The sequence below is a fragment of the Serratia proteamaculans genome, from assembly GCF_004684015.1.
Classification (GTDB): Bacteria; Pseudomonadota; Gammaproteobacteria; order Enterobacterales; family Enterobacteriaceae; genus Serratia; species Serratia proteamaculans_F.
Map to the genome: position 1 here is coordinate 40,768 of NZ_SRIA01000005.1, position 18,738 is coordinate 59,505.

Consider the following 18,738-nt stretch of genomic DNA (forward strand, 5'->3'; position numbering starts at 1 on the left):
GTTCCTTCTCGGTGTTCTCACGATAGTGTTACTCCGGAGCCCGGGCGAGCTCCGGTCACTCAAGGCTTATTCGGCAGGCAATGTCGGCACGTTGCTGTCAAACCAGGTCTGGTAAATTTTGGCGTAGGTACCGTCGGTGATGATTTTCTTCAGGCCGGCGTTGATTTTACCGCGCAGTTCATCGTTGCCCTTGGCAACGGCAATGCCAAAATACTGACGTTCGAATTTGGCGTCAGATACCAGTTTGAACTCTTTTTCCGGGTGGGTTTTGATATAGAACTTGGCCACGCCAACGTCGCCCACGGCAGCACCGATGCCGTCTTCGTACAGCTCCTGCAGCAGCAGCGGAGTATTGTCGAAGCGCTTGATGGCGGTGCTGTTTTTACCCAGCACGTCGGAGACCACAATGTCGCCGGTACTGGAGTTCACCACGCCGACCTTCAGCGCTTTGAGCGCGGCGATGGAGTTCACAGTAGAGTCTTTGGGAACTACGATGGTCTGCTCCGCCGGGAAGTAAGGCGCAGAGAAATCCACCATTTGCTTGCGTTTGTCGGTGATGGTGATGCCGGAAATAATGATGTCGCGATCGCCGGAGTTAAGCGTGGCAAAGATGCCTTCCCAGGGGGTATTTACCAGCTTGACCTGGAAGCCCTCGGCCTTGGCGACGGCCTTGATGATATCAATATCAAAGCCTTCCAGCTGTTTGCTGCTGTTTTCGAATTCGAAAGGACGATAGGTACCGCCGGAGCCGACGACGTAAGTGGGTTCTGCCGCCAGGGCAGAGGCCGACAGGGTGGCGGCCAGACAGGCGCCAATCAGAACTATGCGTTTTAACATCACTATCCCCGGTAATTAAAAGTTATTCATTGGATTTATTTATGCAATATCAGTGCATAAAAATAACCTTCAATGAATAAAAACACAACTCCTACCTGATGATGCAATTTCCAGTGGTGTTAAATATGCACTTTTTGAGCGTGGGTGGCGGAAGCGTTGGCGAAATGGCGGGGCAGCCAGTTTTTCTTGCTGCATAACCGATAAAAATCCTGAGAGTGGGAATACAGAGAGGTCGAGCGGTGACTTATCGGGTGAAAGTGCTTTTTTTTGCCGCTTTCGGCGCGAATTTAGGTTATAAACTCAAGAAATTCTCATCCTACTCTGAATTTGGCGGTGAAATGCCGTTCCTAGTGTGGAGTCCAACGAAAAGTTGTGGGATGATTAGGCGGTTTTTCAGGGGGCGGAGATGGGAAAACTTACGCTGTTATTGCTGGCATTGCTCGGTTGGTTACAGTATTCACTGTGGCTGGGCAAAAATGGTGTTCACGATTACGTGCGGGTCAATGATGACGTTGCGGTCCAGCAGGGCAGCAATGCTAAATTGAAAGCGCGTAACGATCAGCTGTTCGCCGAAATCGACGATTTGAACGGCGGTCAGGAAGCGATCGAAGAGCGTGCGCGCAATGAACTGAGCATGATTAAGCCCGGTGAAACTTTCTATCGTCTGGTTCCTGACCAATCCAGACGCAACGCGGCGTCCTCCTCGCAAAATAACCTACAAAAGTAACGCATGAATCACTCCGCAGGAACCTTTCCACCGGTGATTGCCGTCCTGCCCGCTGCCGGTATCGGCAGCCGTATGCAGGCGGATTGCCCGAAGCAGTATTTAACCATCGGCCACCAAACCATTCTCGAGCACGCGATCCATGCGCTATTGCGCCATCCGCGTATTCCGCAGGTGATTGTGGCGATAGGTCCCGATGACCAGCAGTTCCACCAGTTACCGATTGCCAAAGATCCGCGTGTGCGGGTCACCGTCGGCGGTCAGCAACGCGCCGACTCGGTGATGGCCGGGCTGCAACTGGCCGGTGAGGCCAAATGGGTGCTGGTACACGACGCGGCAAGACCCTGCCTGCATGCCGAGGATCTGGAACGCCTGCTGGCGATTACAGAACACAGCGAGGTAGGTGGCATTTTGGCTGCGCCGGTACGTGACACCATGAAGCGTGCCGAACCGGGTCGCAGTACTATCTCCCACACCGTTGAACGCCAGGATCTGTGGCATGCATTAACTCCGCAACTGTTCCCGCTGGCGTTGCTCAAGCTTTGCCTGCAGCGTGCGATGGATGACGGTGCGACGGTCACCGATGAGGCCTCGGCCCTGGAGCATTGTGGCTATCATCCGCTGCTGGTCAGCGGACGCTCGGACAATATTAAAGTCACGCGCCCGGAAGATTTGGCGCTGGCGGCCTTTTACTTAACTCAGTTGGACAATTAAGGAGCGCATCATGCGTATCGGTCACGGTTTTGACGTACATAAATTTGGTGGCGAAGGGCCGCTGGTGATCGGTGGTGTTCGTATCCCTTATGAAAAAGGTTTGCTGGCTCACTCCGACGGTGACGTGGCGCTGCATGCGGCGACCGATGCTCTGTTGGGGGCGGCGGCGTTAGGGGATATCGGCAAGCTGTTCCCGGATACCGACCCGGCATTTAAAGGCGCCGACAGCCGTGAGCTGCTGCGCGAAGCCTGGAAACGCATTCGCGCCAAAGGCTATCGTCTGGGTAACCTGGATATCACCATTATCGCCCAGGCACCTAAAATGGCGCCGCATATCCCGCAAATGCGCGTTTTCCTGGCGGAAGACCTGCAGTGCCATATGGATGACGTCAACGTTAAGGCGACCACCACCGAACAGCTCGGTTTTACCGGGCGCGGCGAGGGCATTGCCTGTGAAGCGGTCGCCTTGTTGATCAAGGAATAAACGCATGGATATGGCTAACCTGACCTGGCTGCATGGCCAGCCGCAGAGCACCGGCGTGTTGAAAGCCAACCCGGAAGATTTCGTGGTGGTGGAAGACCTGGGCTTTGAGCCGGACGGCGAAGGCGAACATGTGCTGGTGAACATTCGCAAGAACGGCTGTAACACCCAGTTTGTCGCCGATTATTTGGCGCGCTTTGCCGGCATTCACGCTCGTTCTGTCAGTTACGCGGGTCTGAAAGATCGCCATGCGGTGACCGAGCAATGGTTCTGCCTGCATTTACCGGGTAAAGAGACACCTGATTTTACCCAGTTCTCACTGGAGGGCTGTGAAGTGCTGGCCAGTGCCCGCCATCTGCGCAAAATGCGTATTGGCACGCTAAAAGGTAATGCCTTCACGCTGGTTCTACGCCATATCTCTGATCGTCAGGATGTCGAACCGCGGCTGCAGGCGATTGCAACCGGCGGCGTGCCAAACTACTTTGGCAGCCAACGCTTTGGCCGCGGCGGCAATAACCTGGTGATGGCGCGCCGTTGGGCGAATGATGAGATCCGGGTTAAAGAGCGCAGCAAGCGCAGTTTTTATCTTTCCGCCAGCCGCAGTGCGCTGTTTAACCTGATTGCCAGCCGACGTTTGGCCAATCAGCAGCAACACACCGTGCTGGAAGGCGATGCCTTGCAGCTCAGCGGCCGTGGCAGTTGGTTTGTTGCCCAACCGGAAGAGTTGGTAGGGCTGCAACAACGGCTGGATGCCGGTGAACTGATGATTACCGCACCTTTGCCGGGTGACGGTGAACCTGGCACCGCCGGTGAGGCGCTACATTTTGAACAGCAGTGCCTGCTGGAACAACCGGAACTGATGGCGCTTTTAAAGCGCGAACGTGTTGATCCGGCCCGCCGTGCGCTGTTGTTACAGCCAAAAAACATGCAGTGGGACTGGTGGGATGATGCCACCGTCGAGCTGCGTTTTTGGCTGCCGGCCGGCAGCTTCGCCACCAGCGTGGTGCGCGAAATTATGCGGCAGGACAGTAGTGATGCGGATATTGGTGAGTAATGAAAAAACCTGCTTATGCAGGTTTTTTTTCGTCTGGAGCATGACGAGGTAATGAGGGGCGTTTGCCCAGCAGCGGTTTTCGGTGCTAACACGAGGCCCGGAAACCGTGCGAAAAATCGTCTTTTCCCTTGGTGACTGGACATGTCGGGGGGAGTAAACATAATATCTGCTGGTTAAGCCCCTCCTTTTGGGCGTTGATTCCGAGTATTTAAATGCTGGGCCGCGTTAAAGGCGTTCTGGTTGAGAGATAAAAAAGAAGACAACCTCTTATGCGGATATTGCTGAGTAATGACGACGGCGTGACCGCCCCGGGCATCCAGGTGCTGGCGGCGGCATTGCGAGAGTTCGCCGAAGTGCAAGTTGTAGCGCCCGATCGTAACCGCAGCGGTTCTTCCAATGCGCTGACGCTGGAATCCCCATTGCGCACCCTGACGATGCCCAATGGAGATATCGCCGTACAGCAGGGAACACCGACCGACTGCGTGTATTTGGGCGTGAATGCCCTGATGCAGCCTGCGCCGGATATTGTGGTTTCCGGTATTAACGCGGGTCCCAATCTGGGCGATGACGTTATTTATTCCGGCACCGTAGCGGCCGCCATGGAAGGACGCCATTTGGGATTACCCGCACTGGCCGTGTCGCTGAACGGTCATCAGCATTATGCGACTGCCGCGGCAATTACCTGTCGGGTGCTGCGTGCGTTACAGCGTGAGCCGTTGCGCACCGGTAAAATTTTGAATATCAACGTGCCGGATTTACCGCTGGACCAGATCAAGGGCATGCGTGTGACCCGCTGCGGCAGTCGCCATCCGGCTGACAAAGTGTTTTGCCAGCAAGATCCGCGTGGGCAAAATCTCTATTGGATTGGACCGCCCGGTGATAAGTTTGATGCCGGGCCGGACACGGATTTCGCTGCGGTAGAACAGGGTTATGTGGCCATCACGCCACTGCAGGTGGATTTAACCGCCTATGCGGCTCAGGACGTGGTAAAAACGTGGTTAACCAAAGCAGGGGTCGGCGGGGAATGGTGAACAAGCGTATGCAAACATTGCTGACGCAGCTGCGTCAACAGGGGATCCGGGACGAGCGGTTGCTGCAGGCGATCGAAGCGGTGCCGCGTGAACGCTTTGTTGATGAAGCACTTGAACACAAGGCTTATGAGAATACTGCGTTACCCATTGGCTCCGGCCAAACCATCTCTCAACCTTATATGGTTGCACGCATGACCGAACTGCTGAACCTGACGCCAACCTCCAGGGTATTGGAGATCGGTACCGGTTCGGGCTATCAAACCGCTATCCTGGCGCATCTGGTACAACATGTTTGCTCTGTTGAGCGCATCAAGGGGTTGCAATGGCAGGCCAAACGCCGGCTGAAGCAACTCGATCTGCACAATGTTTCCACCCGTCACGGCGATGGCTGGCAGGGTTGGGCATCGCGCGGGCCCTTTGATGCCATCATCGTCACGGCAGCTCCGCCGGAGATCCCACCGGCGCTGATGGAGCAGTTGGACGATGGCGGCATTCTGGTGTTGCCGGTCGGTGAGCAGGCCCAAACATTGAAGTATATTCGGCGTCAGGGCAGCGAATTTGTTATCGATACCGTCGAAGCGGTGCGTTTTGTCCCGTTGGTGAAGGGTGAACTGGCCTAGCGATTGTCTGAATTTTCGACAGGAAACGAAATCTGTTGCACTTTCATCATCTCCGGTTAAGGTTTTAACGTTTCAATAAAACTAATTTTCAATACAATTGCCTTTCTGCGTAGTTGTCTTATGGTGCAGCGGCGCTAATGTGGTTAGCATTGGCGCGCTGTTTTGAGGCTCCGGCATGAGGTTTCCTGACATTCAGGGATCGGCCGTGGGCACCTTTCATGGAAGGAATCGAGAGAATGTTAAAAGCTCAGCTACCATGTAAAGGGTATTTTGGATATATCGCTGATATTGCTGTCATGGGGGAAGCATGAGCACGGGAAGCCCAATGATTACATTACGCCGGGTTGCGGTGTGTACGATGGTAAGTTTGTGGTTGGCAGGTTGTACGAACACTGAATCGACATCGGCCCCTATCAGTAGTGTGGACGGTGGCGGAGCCGCTGCATCCAGCAATGCTGGAGCACAGGCTAACGCTGAAGGGCACATTGTTTACAACCGCAGTTACACTTCGATCCCCAAAGGGAGCTACAGCGGTAACACCTATACGGTTAAGCGCGGAGACACGCTGTTTTATATCGCCTGGATCACCGGAAACGACTACCGTGACCTGGCCCAGCGCAACAATATTCCTGAACCATACAGCCTGAATGTGGGTCAAAACATTCAGCTTGGTAATGGTTCCGCCAACGGAAACGGCGGTATGCTGGCGGCAACAGACGCAACCAGCGGCGGTGTTCCGAAGCCGCCATCGACCTCTCAGATACAAACTGCAACGGTTGATTCTCCATCAACTAACGCGTATTCTGATAATTCGGGTAAACAGAATGTAGGTAAGATGTTACCTACAGCAGGCGCAGTGGCGGCAACTACCGCAACAGCTCCTGTTACCGCACCGGTCGTTGCTCCACCAGTGAGCAGCACCGTCAGCAACAGCGCCCCAGTAAGTACCTGGAGATGGCCAACTGACGGTAAGATTATTGATAACTTTTCCTCATCAGAAGGTGGGAATAAAGGTGTCGATATCGCCGGGACTCGTGGGCAGCCTATCTTCGCTACCGCCGATGGTCGTGTAGTGTACGCAGGCAACGCTTTACGAGGTTACGGTAATCTAATCATCATCAAACACAATGATGATTACCTGAGCGCCTACGCTCACAACGACACAATGCTGGTCCGGGAACAACAAGAAGTGAAGGCGGGTCAAAAAATAGCCACCATGGGTAGCACCGGAACCAGTTCAGTACGTTTGCATTTTGAAATTCGTTACAAGGGGAAATCCGTAAACCCGCTGCGTTATCTTCCGCAGCGATAGATTGGGCAGAATACGCTGTATTCTGCTCGCGGTATCACGGGTAGGAGCAGCATATGAGCCAAAATACGCTGAAAGTTAACGAGTTACATGACGATGCGGATTTCGACGAGAACGCAACGGAAGCGGAATCATTCGACGAAAAAGCACTGGTTGAAGAAGAGGCCAGTGAGAGTGATCTAGCGGAAGAAGAGTTGTTGTCACAAGGCGTGACCCAACGCGTATTGGATGCGACGCAGCTCTATCTTGGCGAAATCGGCTATTCTCCGCTGCTGACCGCAGAGGAAGAAGTTTATTTTGCGCGGCGTGCACTGCGCGGTGACGTGCCGTCCCGCCGCCGAATGATTGAAAGTAACCTGCGGTTAGTGGTGAAAATCGCCCGCCGTTACAGCAATCGCGGCCTGGCGCTGCTGGATCTGATTGAAGAGGGTAACCTCGGTCTGATCCGCGCAGTGGAAAAGTTTGACCCAGAACGCGGTTTCCGTTTCTCGACCTACGCCACCTGGTGGATCCGGCAGACGATTGAACGGGCGATCATGAACCAAACCCGTACCATCCGCTTGCCTATCCACATTGTTAAAGAACTGAATGTCTATTTGCGTACCGCGCGCGAGCTTTCTCATAAACTGGATCATGAACCGAGCGCTGAAGAGATTGCAGAGCAACTCGACAAGCCGGTCGATGACGTCAGCCGTATGCTGCGCCTGAATGAACGTATCACGTCTGTCGATACGCCATTGGGTGGGGATTCAGAGAAAGCCTTGCTGGACATTCTGGCCGACGAGAAAGACAACGGCCCGGAAGACACCACGCAAGACGATGACATGAAACAGAGCATCGTTAAATGGCTGTTCGAACTGAACGCCAAACAGCGTGAAGTGCTGGCGCGTCGCTTTGGCCTGTTGGGCTACGAAGCGGCAACGCTTGAAGATGTGGGCCGTGAAATTGGCCTGACTCGCGAGCGGGTACGTCAGATCCAGGTTGAAGGTTTGCGCCGTCTGCGTGAAATTCTGCAAATGCAGGGCCTGAGTATTGAGGCACTGTTCCGCGAGTAACCCAGGCAGTTGAATCGCATCAAAATAAAAACGGTGAGCACCATGCTCACCGTTTTTTTATGCCTGCAACTTGCGAAGGGTCAGACCATATTTTTCAGGCGGTAAATCCACTCTAGCGCCTGACGAGGTGACAGTGAATCCGGATCCAGCGCCTCGAGCGCTTCAACCGCCGGTGAGGTTTCCTCATTGAGCAGCGTCATCTGGGTAGCATCAACGGTGCCGGTAGCGGTATGGCTGGAAATCGCCTCCAACTCGCGCAGTTTCTGGCGCGCGCGCTTGATCACTTCACGTGGCACGCCGGCCAGTGCCGCCACCGCCAGACCATAGCTCTTGCTGGCGGCACCGTCCTGGACGCTGTGCATAAAGGCGATCGTATCGCCGTGCTCCAGCGCGTCCAGGTGCACGTTCACCACGCCTTCCATTTTCTCCGGCAGGGTGGTCAGCTCAAAGTAATGGGTGGCGAACAGCGTCATGGCTTTAATGCGGCTGGCCAGGTTCTCGGCGCAGGCCCAGGCCAGGGATAAACCGTCGTAGGTCGAGGTGCCACGGCCAATTTCATCCATCAATACCAGACTGTTTTCGGTGGCGTTATGCAGGATATTGGCGGTTTCGGTCATTTCCACCATAAAGGTCGAACGACCGGAAGCCAGATCGTCCGCCGCACCCACGCGGGTAAAGATACGATCTACCGGGCCGATGATGGCCTTGCTTGCAGGCACGTAACTGCCAATATGCGCCATCAGCACAATCAGCGCCGTTTGACGCATATAGGTACTTTTACCGCCCATATTTGGGCCGGTAATGATCAACATCCGCCGCTGAGGCGACAGCGATAACGGGTTGGAAATAAACGGTTCGCTCAGCACCTGCTCCACTACCGGGTGGCGGCCCTCAGTGATGCGTACACCGGGCTGTTCGCTGATGGTCGGGCAGGCGTAGTTCAGTGTCTCCGCACGTTCAGACAGGTTGGCCAGCACGTCCAGTTCGGCCAATGCAGCGGCGCTTTGCTGTAAATCGCCCAGGTGCGGCAACAGCAAATCGAACAATTCTTCGTACAGACCCTTCTCGATCGCCAGTGCTTTCCCTTTGGAAGTCAGCACCTTGTCTTCATACTCTTTCAGCTCGGGAATGATGTAGCGTTCGGCGTTTTTCAGCGTCTGGCGGCGCACGTAGTGGATCGGTACCAGGTGACTCTGCCCACGGCTGACCTGAATATAATAACCATGTACGCCATTAAAGCCGACCTTCAGCGTATCCAGCCCCAGCTTTTCACGTTCGCGGATCTCGAGACGATCGAGGTAGTCGGTGGCGCCATCGGCCAGTGCGCGCCATTCATCCAGCTCGCTATTGTAGCCGGGTGCGATAACGCCGCCGTCACGTACCAGCACCGGCGGGGCTTCAACCACTGCGCGTTCCAGCAAGTCCTGCAGTTCATCAAACTGACCGACTTGTGACAGCAACTGCTGCACATACGGGGTTTCTACCCCTTTCAGTAACGCGTGGATATCCGGTAATTGTTGGAAAGCATGACGCATACGGGCCAGGTCGCGTGGGCGGGCACTGCGTAGTGCCAGACGGGCGAGGATGCGTTCCAGATCGCCCACCTGACGCAGCGAAGGCTGCAGATTGGTATACAGATCCTGTAGGGAGCCGATCGCCTGCTGGCGGTTATTCAAGACTTTGATGTCACGGGTTGGCATATGCAGCCAGCGCTTAAGCATACGGCTACCCATCGCCGTCACGCTGTGGTCGAGGATGGCCGCCAGAGTATTTTCGCTGCCGCCGGACAGGTTCTGAGTCAGCTCAAGGTTACGCCGCGTGGCGGCATCCATGATAATGCCGTCCTGCTGACGCTCCATGGTGATGCCACGGATATGCGGTAATGAGGTGCGCTGGGTATCTTTAACATATTGCAGCAGACAACCGGCGGCGCGCAGTGCCTGATGGGCCTGTTCAACGCCGAAACCGGTTAGATCGCGGGTACCGAACTGCAGGTTCAGCTGTTGACGTGCGGTCTCGGGTTCAAATTCCCACAGTGGGCGACGGCGCAGGCCGTGGCGCTGTTCAATCAGCGACATTTGTTCAAAGGTTTCGGGATACAGCAACTCGGCGGGATTGGTGCGCTGCAACTCTGCCGCCATGGTTTCGATATCGGCAGGTTCCGCCACGCGGAAACGACCGGAGCTGATGTCCAGCGTAGCGTAGCCAAAGCCGCGTGCATCCTGCCAGATGGCCGCCAGCAGGTTGTCCTGACGTTCTTGCAGCAGAGCTTCGTCGGTGATGGTGCCTGGCGTGACGATACGCACCACTTTGCGTTCCACCGGGCCTTTACTGGTGGCCGGATCGCCGATTTGTTCGCACAGGGCGACAGATTCACCGAGTTGCACCAGTTTGGCTAAATAGTTCTCGACCGCATGGTGAGGGACGCCGGCCATGGGGATCGGCTCGCCTGCTGAGGCACCGCGTTTGGTCAGCGAGATATCCAGCAGTTGGGAAGCGCGTTTGGCATCGTCATAGAACAGCTCATAAAAGTCGCCCATGCGGTAGAACAGCAGGATCTCGGGGTGCTGGGCTTTGAGGCGCAGGTACTGCTGCATCATTGGGGTGTGTGAATCGAGCTTATCGGTACTATTCATAAGATTACTGTTTCCAATCCATTGAATTTAAAGTTGGTTGTGATGTTGATTATCATCATTAGGGTTCACGCCGCGGCACAAAAAAACCACTCGATAGAGCAGTGGTTGACGGCGGTAAGGATCAATAAGCCCTTAATACTGTCGCTATACTAGCCCAGCGGGCAATCGGCTGTCACAGGTAAAAATGGGAAGCTTTACGCAAAGTCGGTTTGTAAGGCGGAGGAGGAGGTTGCAAAAATCTATTTCGATCAGAACCTCGCTTAAAACTCGGCTCCCCTGGCCATTGTATTAACTGCGTTCTACATTGACATGACTCTCACTCAGGGGTTTACTATTTTTATTATTGTTATACCAAGGGTGAATCTATGTCATCAAAACTAAACTGGCTTTTGCAGAACACGGCTCCTGGCTCCTTGGTATTACAGTCCTGGCTGACAAAAAACGGCATCAGTCCTTCTTTAGCCAATAAGTATATGCACAGCGATTGGTTGCAAAAGTTACGTGCCGGTGTCTATGTACGGAGTGGTCGTGATCCTCAGTGGAGCGATGCTGTCCTGTGTCTGCAAAATCAGCTTGGGGTTTCTGTGCATCTGGCCGGGCTGACTAGCCTCACCTATCAAGGGCGTTCTCATTATCTTCAATTAACGCACCAGGCGATTTGGCTTTGCTTAGAGGATAAAGCTTCATTGCCAAAGTGGTTCAAAGAATTTCCCAATGTTGAGTGGCTTGTGCTTTCTAATCAGAAGCTCAATCTACACGACGAAAAATATCTGACTGAAGTGGAAATTAAGGGCGAGCGGCTGAGGGTGAGCATACCGGAATTAGCGGCTTACGAGATTGTTAACGCAGTCCCTGGAACGCTTTCATTTGAGCACGCAGCAGAGCTGTTTCAGGGCCTGGTAAACCTGAGTCCACGTAAAGTTGAAGCATTGTTGCAATCTAGTCGAGCAGTGCAAACTAACCGCCTTTATCTGTTTTTGGCCGATCACTATGCTCATGCATGGGTTAAGCGAATAGATAAAGCCAATATTGATTTAGGGGCAGGAAAGCGGCAAATAGTATCGGGCGGCAAGTTGGACCGAAAGTATCAAATCACTGTTCCAGAGAGCTTTGTTAGCAAAGGGATCTCACATGGATAAGCAATCACCTTATTATCGGCAAGTTGCGTTACTACTCAGTGCATTACCTGTCGTAGCATCAGAGCGCTGCTTCGCACTAAAAGGTGGGACGGCAATTAACTTGTTTGTTCGCGATTTTCCACGTTTATCGGTTGATATCGATTTGGCTTACCTTCCGCTGGAAAGCCGAGATGTGGCATTGCCAAATGTTCGGGCTGCACTGGCGCGTATTGCAGCAATACTGCAACAACAGGTGGGTATTTCGGCGGTGCTACAAACGAATAACTCTGATGAAATGCGCATTGTTGTTTATTCTCAGCAGACACAGATTAAGATTGAAGTTTCGCCTGTCGCACGAGGCACTCTGTATCCTTCAGAAGAACGTGATGTTGTTGAAGCGGTCGAAAACGAGTTCGGTTTTGCTACCATTCAGGTTGTATCACTTGCCGATCTCTATGGTAGCAAGCTTTGCGCTGCGCTGGATAGACAACACCCTCGCGATTTCTATGACGTCAAAATGCTGCTCGAAACGCAGGGTATTGATCGTCAGATATTTAATGGATTTATCACCTATCTGTTGGGACATCCACGTCCATTATCAGAGGTACTGAACCCCCGCTGGAAAAATATCTCTGAACTGTATGCGAATGAATTTAACGGAATGACGTTCGATATGGTTTCTCTGGAAGAACTCAATGCGATACCCGAATTGATGATTTCTGCTCTTAAAACACATTTTACACAGCGGGATTATGATTTTCTGATGTCTTTCAAGCGCGGCGAACCGGACTGGGACCTGGCCCCCGAAAACCAGATTCAGTATTTACCTGCGGTGAGGTGGAAGCTTCAAAATATTGGTCATATGCCAAAAGAGAAACACATTCAGGCGTTGGCAAAGCTTGAGGAGACTCTTACCGGGTGGGTAGGGTAGTTTATCATTTTAACTGTACATTCACTCCAGGTGTCACTATGTGGTTTTTTATAAACTGCATCGTTATTTACGGCCATGCCGCGAATGAAAAAAGGGAGAAATGGGGAGCAGGGCTTGGGAAGCCGATTCTCTAGCAAGCCCAGGGTGATAGTGCTGTCAGTCAGCTGCGGTTAAAGGCAGTGGGAGTTGGTAAATGCGAAAGCTGTCGGGCACTTCGGCTTCGTGGCCGGGTAGCAGGCGGTGGCGAATGCGTGATTCACTGACAAAGGCGCAGCCCTGCGGTGTGATGTCCAGATTGACCGGCGACTCCATGCCCTCACGAATGACTTCAATAGTATGCATGCCTGCAGCACCGGGAGTGGTAATTCGCAGGATCCTGCCCTGGCCGCTTTTAATGCCATTTTCGAGCACAATCAGCGAGCCGTCTGGTGCCAATCCCATTCCATCCGGGTTTTCGATGGTGCGGGGCAGCAGGATTTCAGCCAGTTGCGGCGTTTCTTCTCCATAGCTTAAGGTATAGAGTTTCCCGCTACCAAAGTTGGCAATCGCCATCATCCGCTCATTCAGCAGAACAATGCCTGCGGCGCCGATACCATTGGGGCCGGACAAGCGTTGATCACGGAAGATTATCTGAAAATTGGCTTCATTCGGGCGTAGCATCATGATGCTGCCCACTTTGGTCTCCGTCAGATAAACCGTGCCATCTTTAGCTAGAACCATATCATTGCCCATGCCGCCTTCCGGTAAGGTCAAACTGCGATTAATCGTGGCATTTGAGACATTCAGGGCAAAAACACGATGGGGACGAGTTTTTCCCGTGGGCAGGAAATCTGGAGAATTTCCCCATAACAGCCCACGTTGTTCATCCAACCGCAGCGTGGTTGAAGCGAAAACGGTATCGGCGCCGGCAAAGAAGGTCTCCCAATCTTCGTTCGGCCGTTTACGCAAGATGTGGCCACTGGTCACCAGGCCAACATACAGGGTGCCATCGGATGCGCGGGCGATGCCATTAGGGTAGAGCGCGCCCGGCGGTAATGTCATGCTGGTTGATGTGCAGGTAGCGGCCGCGGAAACTGCTGCAGTCGCTGCGATGACGAGCATCAGGGCCACCAGCACAGCCCGTGCCGGGCGATATTTTATGGCATATAACATTGAACCTCTCCTGTGATTGATGATGGGGCGAAGTCCTACCAACGCTGGGGGCGGGTCTGTTCTTTCATCGGCGCTTCAAGTTGTGCAATTTCCTCATGGGACAGCGTGAGAGGGAGCGCCTTGAGCGCATCCTGGAGATGATGTGGCTTGGACATCCCGACAATCGGCGCGGCAACTGCCGTTTTGGCCAGCACCCATGCCAGAGAGACCTGGGCCGCCGGAATGCCCCTATCGGCAGCGATGCTTTCAACGGCCGCCATGGATTGTTCGACTTCTTTTCTGCCGCCGTACCAGCGGGGGGCTTGTTCGTCGGTTTCGGCGCGCACTGTCCCGGTTCCTTTTGCCCCTGCCAGTAGCCCCCTCGCCAATGGCGACCAGGGGGTCAGGCCGATCCCTTCCTCCAGGCAAAGCGGGATGAGATCCTCTTCATCCTCACGTGTGACCAGATTGTATTGGCTTTGCATAGAAATAAAGGCGGCCAATTTGTTATGACGCTGAAAATCCAGCATTTTCATAAAACGCCAGGCCTGCATTGAAGACGCACCCAGGTAGCGGATCTTGCCGGCCCGCACCAGGCTATCGAGCGTTTCGGCCGTTTCCTCCATCGGGGTTTCCGTATCGAAACGGTGTATGACGAACAGATCGATATAATCAGTCCCCAGGCGTTGCAGTGAAGCCTCCACGCTTTGAATGATATGTTTGCGTGACAGGCCGCGGTTGTTGGGCTGTTCGCCCATTGGAAAATACGCCTTGGTGGCGATCACCATGTCATCGCGGTTGGCAAAATCCTTCAGCGCACGCCCGAGAATGCGTTCACTCTCGCCTGAAGAATAGATATTGGCGGTATCGAAAAAGTTAATTCCGGCTTCCAGTGCTTCCCGAATGAAAGGGCGGGCTTGTGCCTCTGCCAATACCCAGGGACGCCAACCAGGGTCGCCATAGGTCATACAGCCCAGACAAAGCCGGGAGACTTTCAAACCGCTATTGCCAAGGCGTACATAGTTCATCATCTTCCCTCCTGGGGACTCGTCGAGCTGGGTGTCGACAGGGTTATCTCTCAGCGCATACCAGCGATGGTGTAGCCGCCGTCCACCAAAATGCTTTGTCCGGTGATAAAACGGGCGTCATCCGTCGAAAGCCAGACCGCGACATCACCGATATCCTCAGGCTGACCCAGACGTTGGGCGGGCGTATGTGTGATGAAAGGCGTGAAGGCGGATGCGTCGGATATGCTGCTGTGGGCCATTGGCGTGTCGATGATGCCAGGATTGATGTTATTGATGCGGATAGCCTGATTGCCATACTCAAGTGCGACCGCGCGGATCAACGAGTCGAGCGCGCCCTTGCTGGCGGAATAACTTGATGATCCGGCAAGTGCACCTTTGGCTAGCCAGGACGAGGTGTTGACGATCACGCCGCCCGAGTTTTGCGCCAGGAAAGTCTCGATCTGGTATTTAATCGATAGCCACACGCCCCTGAGGTTGATGGCGATCACCGCATCGAAATCCGCACTGGTTTGCTGATGAATTGGCACAAAGTTGCCGAGAATACCGGCGTTGTTAAAAGCGATATCAAGCCGTCCGTAGTGGGCACTTACCCTGGCGAGCAAACGGCGGACATCTTCTTCTTGCGAAACGTCCGTCACCACGGCCAGTGCTTCTCCGCCGGCCAGCACAACCTCATGAGCGGTGGCTTCTATCTCTGCAACACGGCGCCCGGCCAGCACCACTTTCGCCCCCTCGCGAGCATAGGCCAGTACGGCGGCGCGCCCGATACCGGTGCCTCCACCAGTGACCAGAACCACTTTGCCCTCCAGACGGTTACGGGAGGGAATTTGTACAGTATCAGCGTATTGATTCATGGCATTAATACTCAGTTATTGAACACCTCACCATGCTATGTTGTTGCTAAAAAGATAACTATCCGTTAAAAATTTACTTCACTATTAGATTATTTATATCAATCCAATGAAAAAAACCGACTTGTCAGGGCTGGTGGCTTTCGTCGCTATTGCCCAGGAGCGCAGTTTCAGGCGGGCCGCCGCCAGGCTTGGTGTGACGCCGCCAACGCTCAGCCATACCATGCGCGAGCTGGAGGAGCAGGTCGGTATTCGGCTGTTGAACCGGACTACCCGTAACGTAGCGCCGACCGAGGCCGGGGAACATCTGTTGGCACAGCTGGTACCGGCGTTTACGGATATAGATACCGCACTGGAAAGCCTGAATACCTTTCGCGAACAGCCTCAGGGGCTGGTGCGGATCAATGCGCCGCGAACGGCAATCGAACTTGCGCTGGTACCCCATCTGGGGCGACTGGTCCGTGATTACCCAGGAATTACATTGGAAATTGTGGCGCAAGAGGGCTTTGCCAATATCGTCGAACAAGGCTTTGATGCCGGTATCAGGCTCGGGGAAGACCTGCACAACGATATGCGCGCCGTGCGTGTTACCCCAGATTTACGGCTGGCCATTGTGGCAACGCCGGAGTATTTCCTACAGCATGGGAAGCCGAATCATCCTGAAGATCTGTTGAATCACCGCTGTATTGGATGGCGAAAGAGTGCTTCAGGGGAACTCTACAAGTGGAAGTTTCAAAAAGGTGCTCAGGTGCTTTCCGTCTCGGTGAACAGCACGCTGATACTCGATGATGCGAGGCTGATGTTGCAGGCCGCATTAGCTCATGTAGGCATAGCGTTCGCCATTGAGGAGGAGGTGAGTGGGCATCTGGCAGCAGGGCGGCTGGAGCGAGTGATGGCCGATTGGTGTGCACCGTTCCCTGGTTTTTATCTTTACTACCCTAACCGCAGAAACCATCCGGTGGCACTGACCACGGTAATTAATGTTGTGCGTTATTCCAGCCCGGCTATCCATCTCGAAGAGTAATTCCGCTCTGCCTGCGCCTGACCTGTTAAACCCTGGCCCCCAAACGCCTTCCATTTACCACCTCTTTTCCACGCCCCGGATCGTCATATCTTGCTGAAGCGCGCTAATCAAGGGCGAACGATTTTTTGCTCATCAATCGATCGATGGATGACCCTGCGCATAGAATTATCCATAAATACTCTGCATGTTTATAACTTACTGTTTATAATTGTGATTTGTTCATTTTTGACGAAATATTTCAGTATTTAAAGGTTATTTGAGAGACGGATCACACTATTTTTTTATGTGAAATGTGAAGAGGGTCAATCAGGCAGGTCAAGCAGAGACGGTTCTTACTGCTGGTGGCTTACCGATCCGCTGGACTGCCTCCGTATACTGTCTGCAACCAGGGCAAAGTGACGGAAATTTTCATAAGGAATGTGCGTGAGGCAATGGCTATTGCATCTGGCAAACAAATGACACGGGGCTTTTTTGATTATCTTGAGGGATTGGGTATGGAAAAGAAAAAAATCTATCTGTTTTGTTCTGCCGGTATGTCGACTTCCCTGCTGGTTTCAAAAATGAAAGCACAGGCCGAGAAGTACGAAGTGCCGGTGATCATTGCCGCCTATCCTGAGGCGTTGGCCGCAGAAAAGGGTGCCGAGGCAGATTTGATTCTGCTCGGGCCACAGATTGCCTACACGCTAGCCGAAGTGCAAAAGCAGTTACCCAACAAGCCCGTTGAAGTGATCGATTCTGCTTTGTACGGCAAGCTCGATGGCCTTGGCGTATTGAAGGCCGCAGTCGCCACCATAAAAAAAGCTAACCAATAAAGGGGTCTGCCGTGAATACGTTAATTGCCTCGTTGGAAAAGGTCATTCTGCCTTTTGCCGTGAAAATTGGTAAACAGCCCCACGTTAATGCCATCAAAAACGGGTTCATTCGCTTGATGCCACTGACGTTGACCGGCGCGATGTTCGTGCTGATCAACAACGTGTTTCTTAGCTTCGGCGAAGGATCATTCTTCTTTTCAATGGGCGTGCGGCTGGATGCGTCTACCATTGAGACGTTGAATGGCCTGAAGGCCATCGGTGGCAGCGTTTATAACGGTACCCTGGGGATTATGTCCCTGATGACGCCCTTTTTTATCAGTATGGCTTTAGCTGAAGAGCGCAAAGTCGACCCGTTGGCCGCAGCGCTGCTGGCGGTTGCCGCCTTTATGACCCTGACCCCGTTCAGCGTCGGCGAAGCTTATGCCGTAGGCGCTAACTGGCTGGGTGGTGCCAACATTATTTCCGGTATGGTGATCGGCCTGGTGGTGGCGGAGATGTTCACCTTTGTGGTGCGCCGCAATTGGGTGATCAGCCTGCCGGACAGCGTACCGTCTTCAGTGTCACGTTCGTTCTCTGCCTTGATCCCCGGCTTTCTTATCCTGTCGATCATGGGCGTACTGGCTTACTGCCTGACGCTGTGGGGCACCAACTTCCACCAAATCATCATGGACAGTATCTCGGCACCGCTGGCGAAAATGGGCAGCGTCGTGGGCTGGGTATACGTGATGTTCTCCTCACTGCTGTGGTTCTTTGGGGTACATGGTTCCATGGCGCTGGCCGCACTGGACAGCGGCATCATGACGCCATTCGCACTGGAGAACGTCGAGCTGTACAACAAGTACGGTTCCGTCGAAGCCGCGGTGGCTGCCGGTAAAGAGTTCCACATGTGGGCGAAGCCGTTCGTTGACTCCTACATCTATCTGGGCGGGACAGGTTCGACGCTGGGGCTGATTATTGCCATCTTTATCGCCTCACGCCGTGAAGATTATCGTCAGGTCGCCAAGCTGGCAACGCCGTCGGGCATCTTCCAGATCAACGAACCCATCCTGTTCGGCCTGCCGGTGATTATGAATCCGGTGATGTTTATTCCGTTTATTCTGGTTCAGCCGGTGTTGACGATTATTACCACGGTGGCTTATTACACCGGATTGATCCCGCCAATCACCAACATTGCGCCATGGACCATGCCGGTGGGGCTGGGGGCGTTCTTCAACACCAACGGCAGTATCGTTGCCATGTTGCTGAGCTTCTTCAACCTGGGCGTAGCGACCCTGATTTACCTGCCGTTCGTGATGATCTCCAACAAGGCACAGAGTCAGATCGATCAGGCGACGGAAAGTGAAGAAGACATCGCCAAGGCGTTGAAATTCTAACTGCAGTCT

General features: G+C 53.7%; 18 protein-coding genes. 13 read left to right on the forward strand and 5 right to left on the reverse strand.

Translation table 11 applies throughout. From position 1 onward, the window contains the following. Positions 1–66: 66 nt before the first annotated feature. Positions 67–837 carry a basic amino acid ABC transporter substrate-binding protein gene (locus E5C26_RS04010; protein WP_135315167.1) on the reverse strand — a complete coding sequence of 257 codons (771 nt, stop codon included), beginning with the start codon at positions 835–837 and terminating at the stop codon, positions 67–69. A 406-nt stretch (positions 838–1,243) separates the two neighbouring features. Between E5C26_RS04010 and ftsB the strand changes: the two genes are divergently transcribed. The 8 genes from ftsB (at position 1,244) to rpoS (ending at position 7,825) form a co-directional block, all read left to right on the forward strand. Continuing rightward, positions 1,244–1,564 (forward strand): cell division protein FtsB, encoded by a 321-nt coding sequence (ftsB, locus tag E5C26_RS04015; RefSeq protein WP_012005273.1) that lies wholly within the window; start codon positions 1,244–1,246, stop codon positions 1,562–1,564. Between the two features lie 3 nt (positions 1,565–1,567). Then, complete coding sequence (ispD, locus tag E5C26_RS04020; RefSeq protein WP_012005274.1) at positions 1,568–2,275, forward strand: 2-C-methyl-D-erythritol 4-phosphate cytidylyltransferase; 708 nt, start codon at positions 1,568–1,570, stop codon at positions 2,273–2,275. A gap of 10 nt (positions 2,276–2,285) precedes the next feature. After that, entirely contained in the window at positions 2,286–2,759 is a 474-nt protein-coding gene (gene ispF, locus E5C26_RS04025) for a 2-C-methyl-D-erythritol 2,4-cyclodiphosphate synthase (protein ID WP_006317702.1), read from the forward strand. A gap of 4 nt (positions 2,760–2,763) precedes the next feature. Beyond that, positions 2,764–3,810, forward strand: a complete 1,047-nt coding sequence (gene truD, locus E5C26_RS04030; RefSeq protein WP_135315168.1) for a tRNA pseudouridine(13) synthase TruD — start codon at positions 2,764–2,766, stop codon at positions 3,808–3,810. Positions 3,811–4,079: 269 nt separating this feature from the next. Then, positions 4,080–4,841 carry a 5'/3'-nucleotidase SurE gene (surE, locus tag E5C26_RS04035; protein ID WP_135315169.1) on the forward strand — a complete coding sequence of 254 codons (762 nt, stop codon included), beginning with the start codon at positions 4,080–4,082 and terminating at the stop codon, positions 4,839–4,841. Next, the gene (locus E5C26_RS04040; protein WP_012005278.1) at positions 4,835–5,461 is read left to right on the forward strand and encodes a protein-L-isoaspartate(D-aspartate) O-methyltransferase; all 627 of its coding nucleotides are present in this window, start codon (positions 4,835–4,837) and stop codon (positions 5,459–5,461) included. Before surE ends, E5C26_RS04040 begins: the two co-directional genes overlap by 7 nt. 325 nt (positions 5,462–5,786) lie before the next feature. Further along, complete coding sequence (gene nlpD, locus E5C26_RS04050) at positions 5,787–6,773, forward strand: murein hydrolase activator NlpD (RefSeq protein WP_167796607.1); 987 nt, start codon at positions 5,787–5,789, stop codon at positions 6,771–6,773. A 53-nt stretch (positions 6,774–6,826) separates the two neighbouring features. Beyond that, positions 6,827–7,825, forward strand: coding sequence for an RNA polymerase sigma factor RpoS (gene rpoS, locus E5C26_RS04055; protein ID WP_012005280.1), 999 nt, complete (start codon positions 6,827–6,829; stop codon positions 7,823–7,825). An 80-nt stretch (positions 7,826–7,905) separates the two neighbouring features. On the opposite strand, the gene mutS is transcribed toward rpoS, so the two are convergent. Continuing rightward, a complete protein-coding gene (gene mutS / locus E5C26_RS04060) occupies positions 7,906–10,461 on the reverse strand; it encodes a DNA mismatch repair protein MutS (RefSeq protein ID WP_135315171.1) in 2,556 nt (851 codons plus the stop codon). A gap of 365 nt (positions 10,462–10,826) precedes the next feature. On the opposite strand from mutS, the gene E5C26_RS04065 reads away from it, so the two are divergent. After that, positions 10,827–11,600 carry a type IV toxin-antitoxin system AbiEi family antitoxin gene (locus E5C26_RS04065; protein WP_135315172.1) on the forward strand — a complete coding sequence of 258 codons (774 nt, stop codon included), beginning with the start codon at positions 10,827–10,829 and terminating at the stop codon, positions 11,598–11,600. After that, positions 11,593–12,510, forward strand: coding sequence for a nucleotidyl transferase AbiEii/AbiGii toxin family protein (locus tag E5C26_RS04070; protein ID WP_135315173.1), 918 nt, complete (start codon positions 11,593–11,595; stop codon positions 12,508–12,510). Before E5C26_RS04065 ends, E5C26_RS04070 begins: the two co-directional genes overlap by 8 nt. A gap of 156 nt (positions 12,511–12,666) precedes the next feature. Here the strand turns inward: E5C26_RS04070 and E5C26_RS04075 are convergent, their stop codons facing one another. Genes E5C26_RS04075 through E5C26_RS04085 form a run of 3 tightly spaced genes read right to left on the reverse strand, consistent with a single transcriptional unit; the run spans position 12,667 to position 15,523 of the window. After that, positions 12,667–13,662 (reverse strand): hypothetical protein, encoded by a 996-nt coding sequence (locus E5C26_RS04075; protein ID WP_240775896.1) that lies wholly within the window; start codon positions 13,660–13,662, stop codon positions 12,667–12,669. 35 nt (positions 13,663–13,697) lie between these two features. Then, positions 13,698–14,669, reverse strand: coding sequence for an aldo/keto reductase (locus E5C26_RS04080; protein ID WP_135315217.1), 972 nt, complete (start codon positions 14,667–14,669; stop codon positions 13,698–13,700). Positions 14,670–14,719: 50 nt separating this feature from the next. After that, positions 14,720–15,523: an SDR family NAD(P)-dependent oxidoreductase gene (locus E5C26_RS04085; RefSeq protein ID WP_135315174.1), complete on the reverse strand. Its 804-nt coding sequence runs from the start codon at positions 15,521–15,523 to the stop codon at positions 14,720–14,722. A gap of 106 nt (positions 15,524–15,629) precedes the next feature. Here E5C26_RS04085 and E5C26_RS04090 point away from each other — a divergent pair, with 106 nt between their 5' ends. The 3 genes from E5C26_RS04090 to chbC all read left to right on the forward strand — a co-directional run bounded on the left by E5C26_RS04090 (position 15,630) and on the right by chbC (position 18,729). Then, on the forward strand, positions 15,630–16,544 hold the full coding sequence (locus E5C26_RS04090; RefSeq protein WP_135315175.1) for a LysR family transcriptional regulator: 915 nt from the start codon (positions 15,630–15,632) through the stop codon (positions 16,542–16,544). Positions 16,545–17,038: 494 nt separating this feature from the next. Beyond that, on the forward strand, positions 17,039–17,356 hold the full coding sequence (locus tag E5C26_RS04095; RefSeq protein ID WP_020825274.1) for a PTS sugar transporter subunit IIB: 318 nt from the start codon (positions 17,039–17,041) through the stop codon (positions 17,354–17,356). A gap of 11 nt (positions 17,357–17,367) precedes the next feature. Further along, entirely contained in the window at positions 17,368–18,729 is a 1,362-nt protein-coding gene (gene chbC, locus E5C26_RS04100; RefSeq protein ID WP_135315176.1) for a PTS N,N'-diacetylchitobiose transporter subunit IIC, read from the forward strand. The last annotated feature ends 9 nt before the right edge of the window (positions 18,730–18,738 follow it).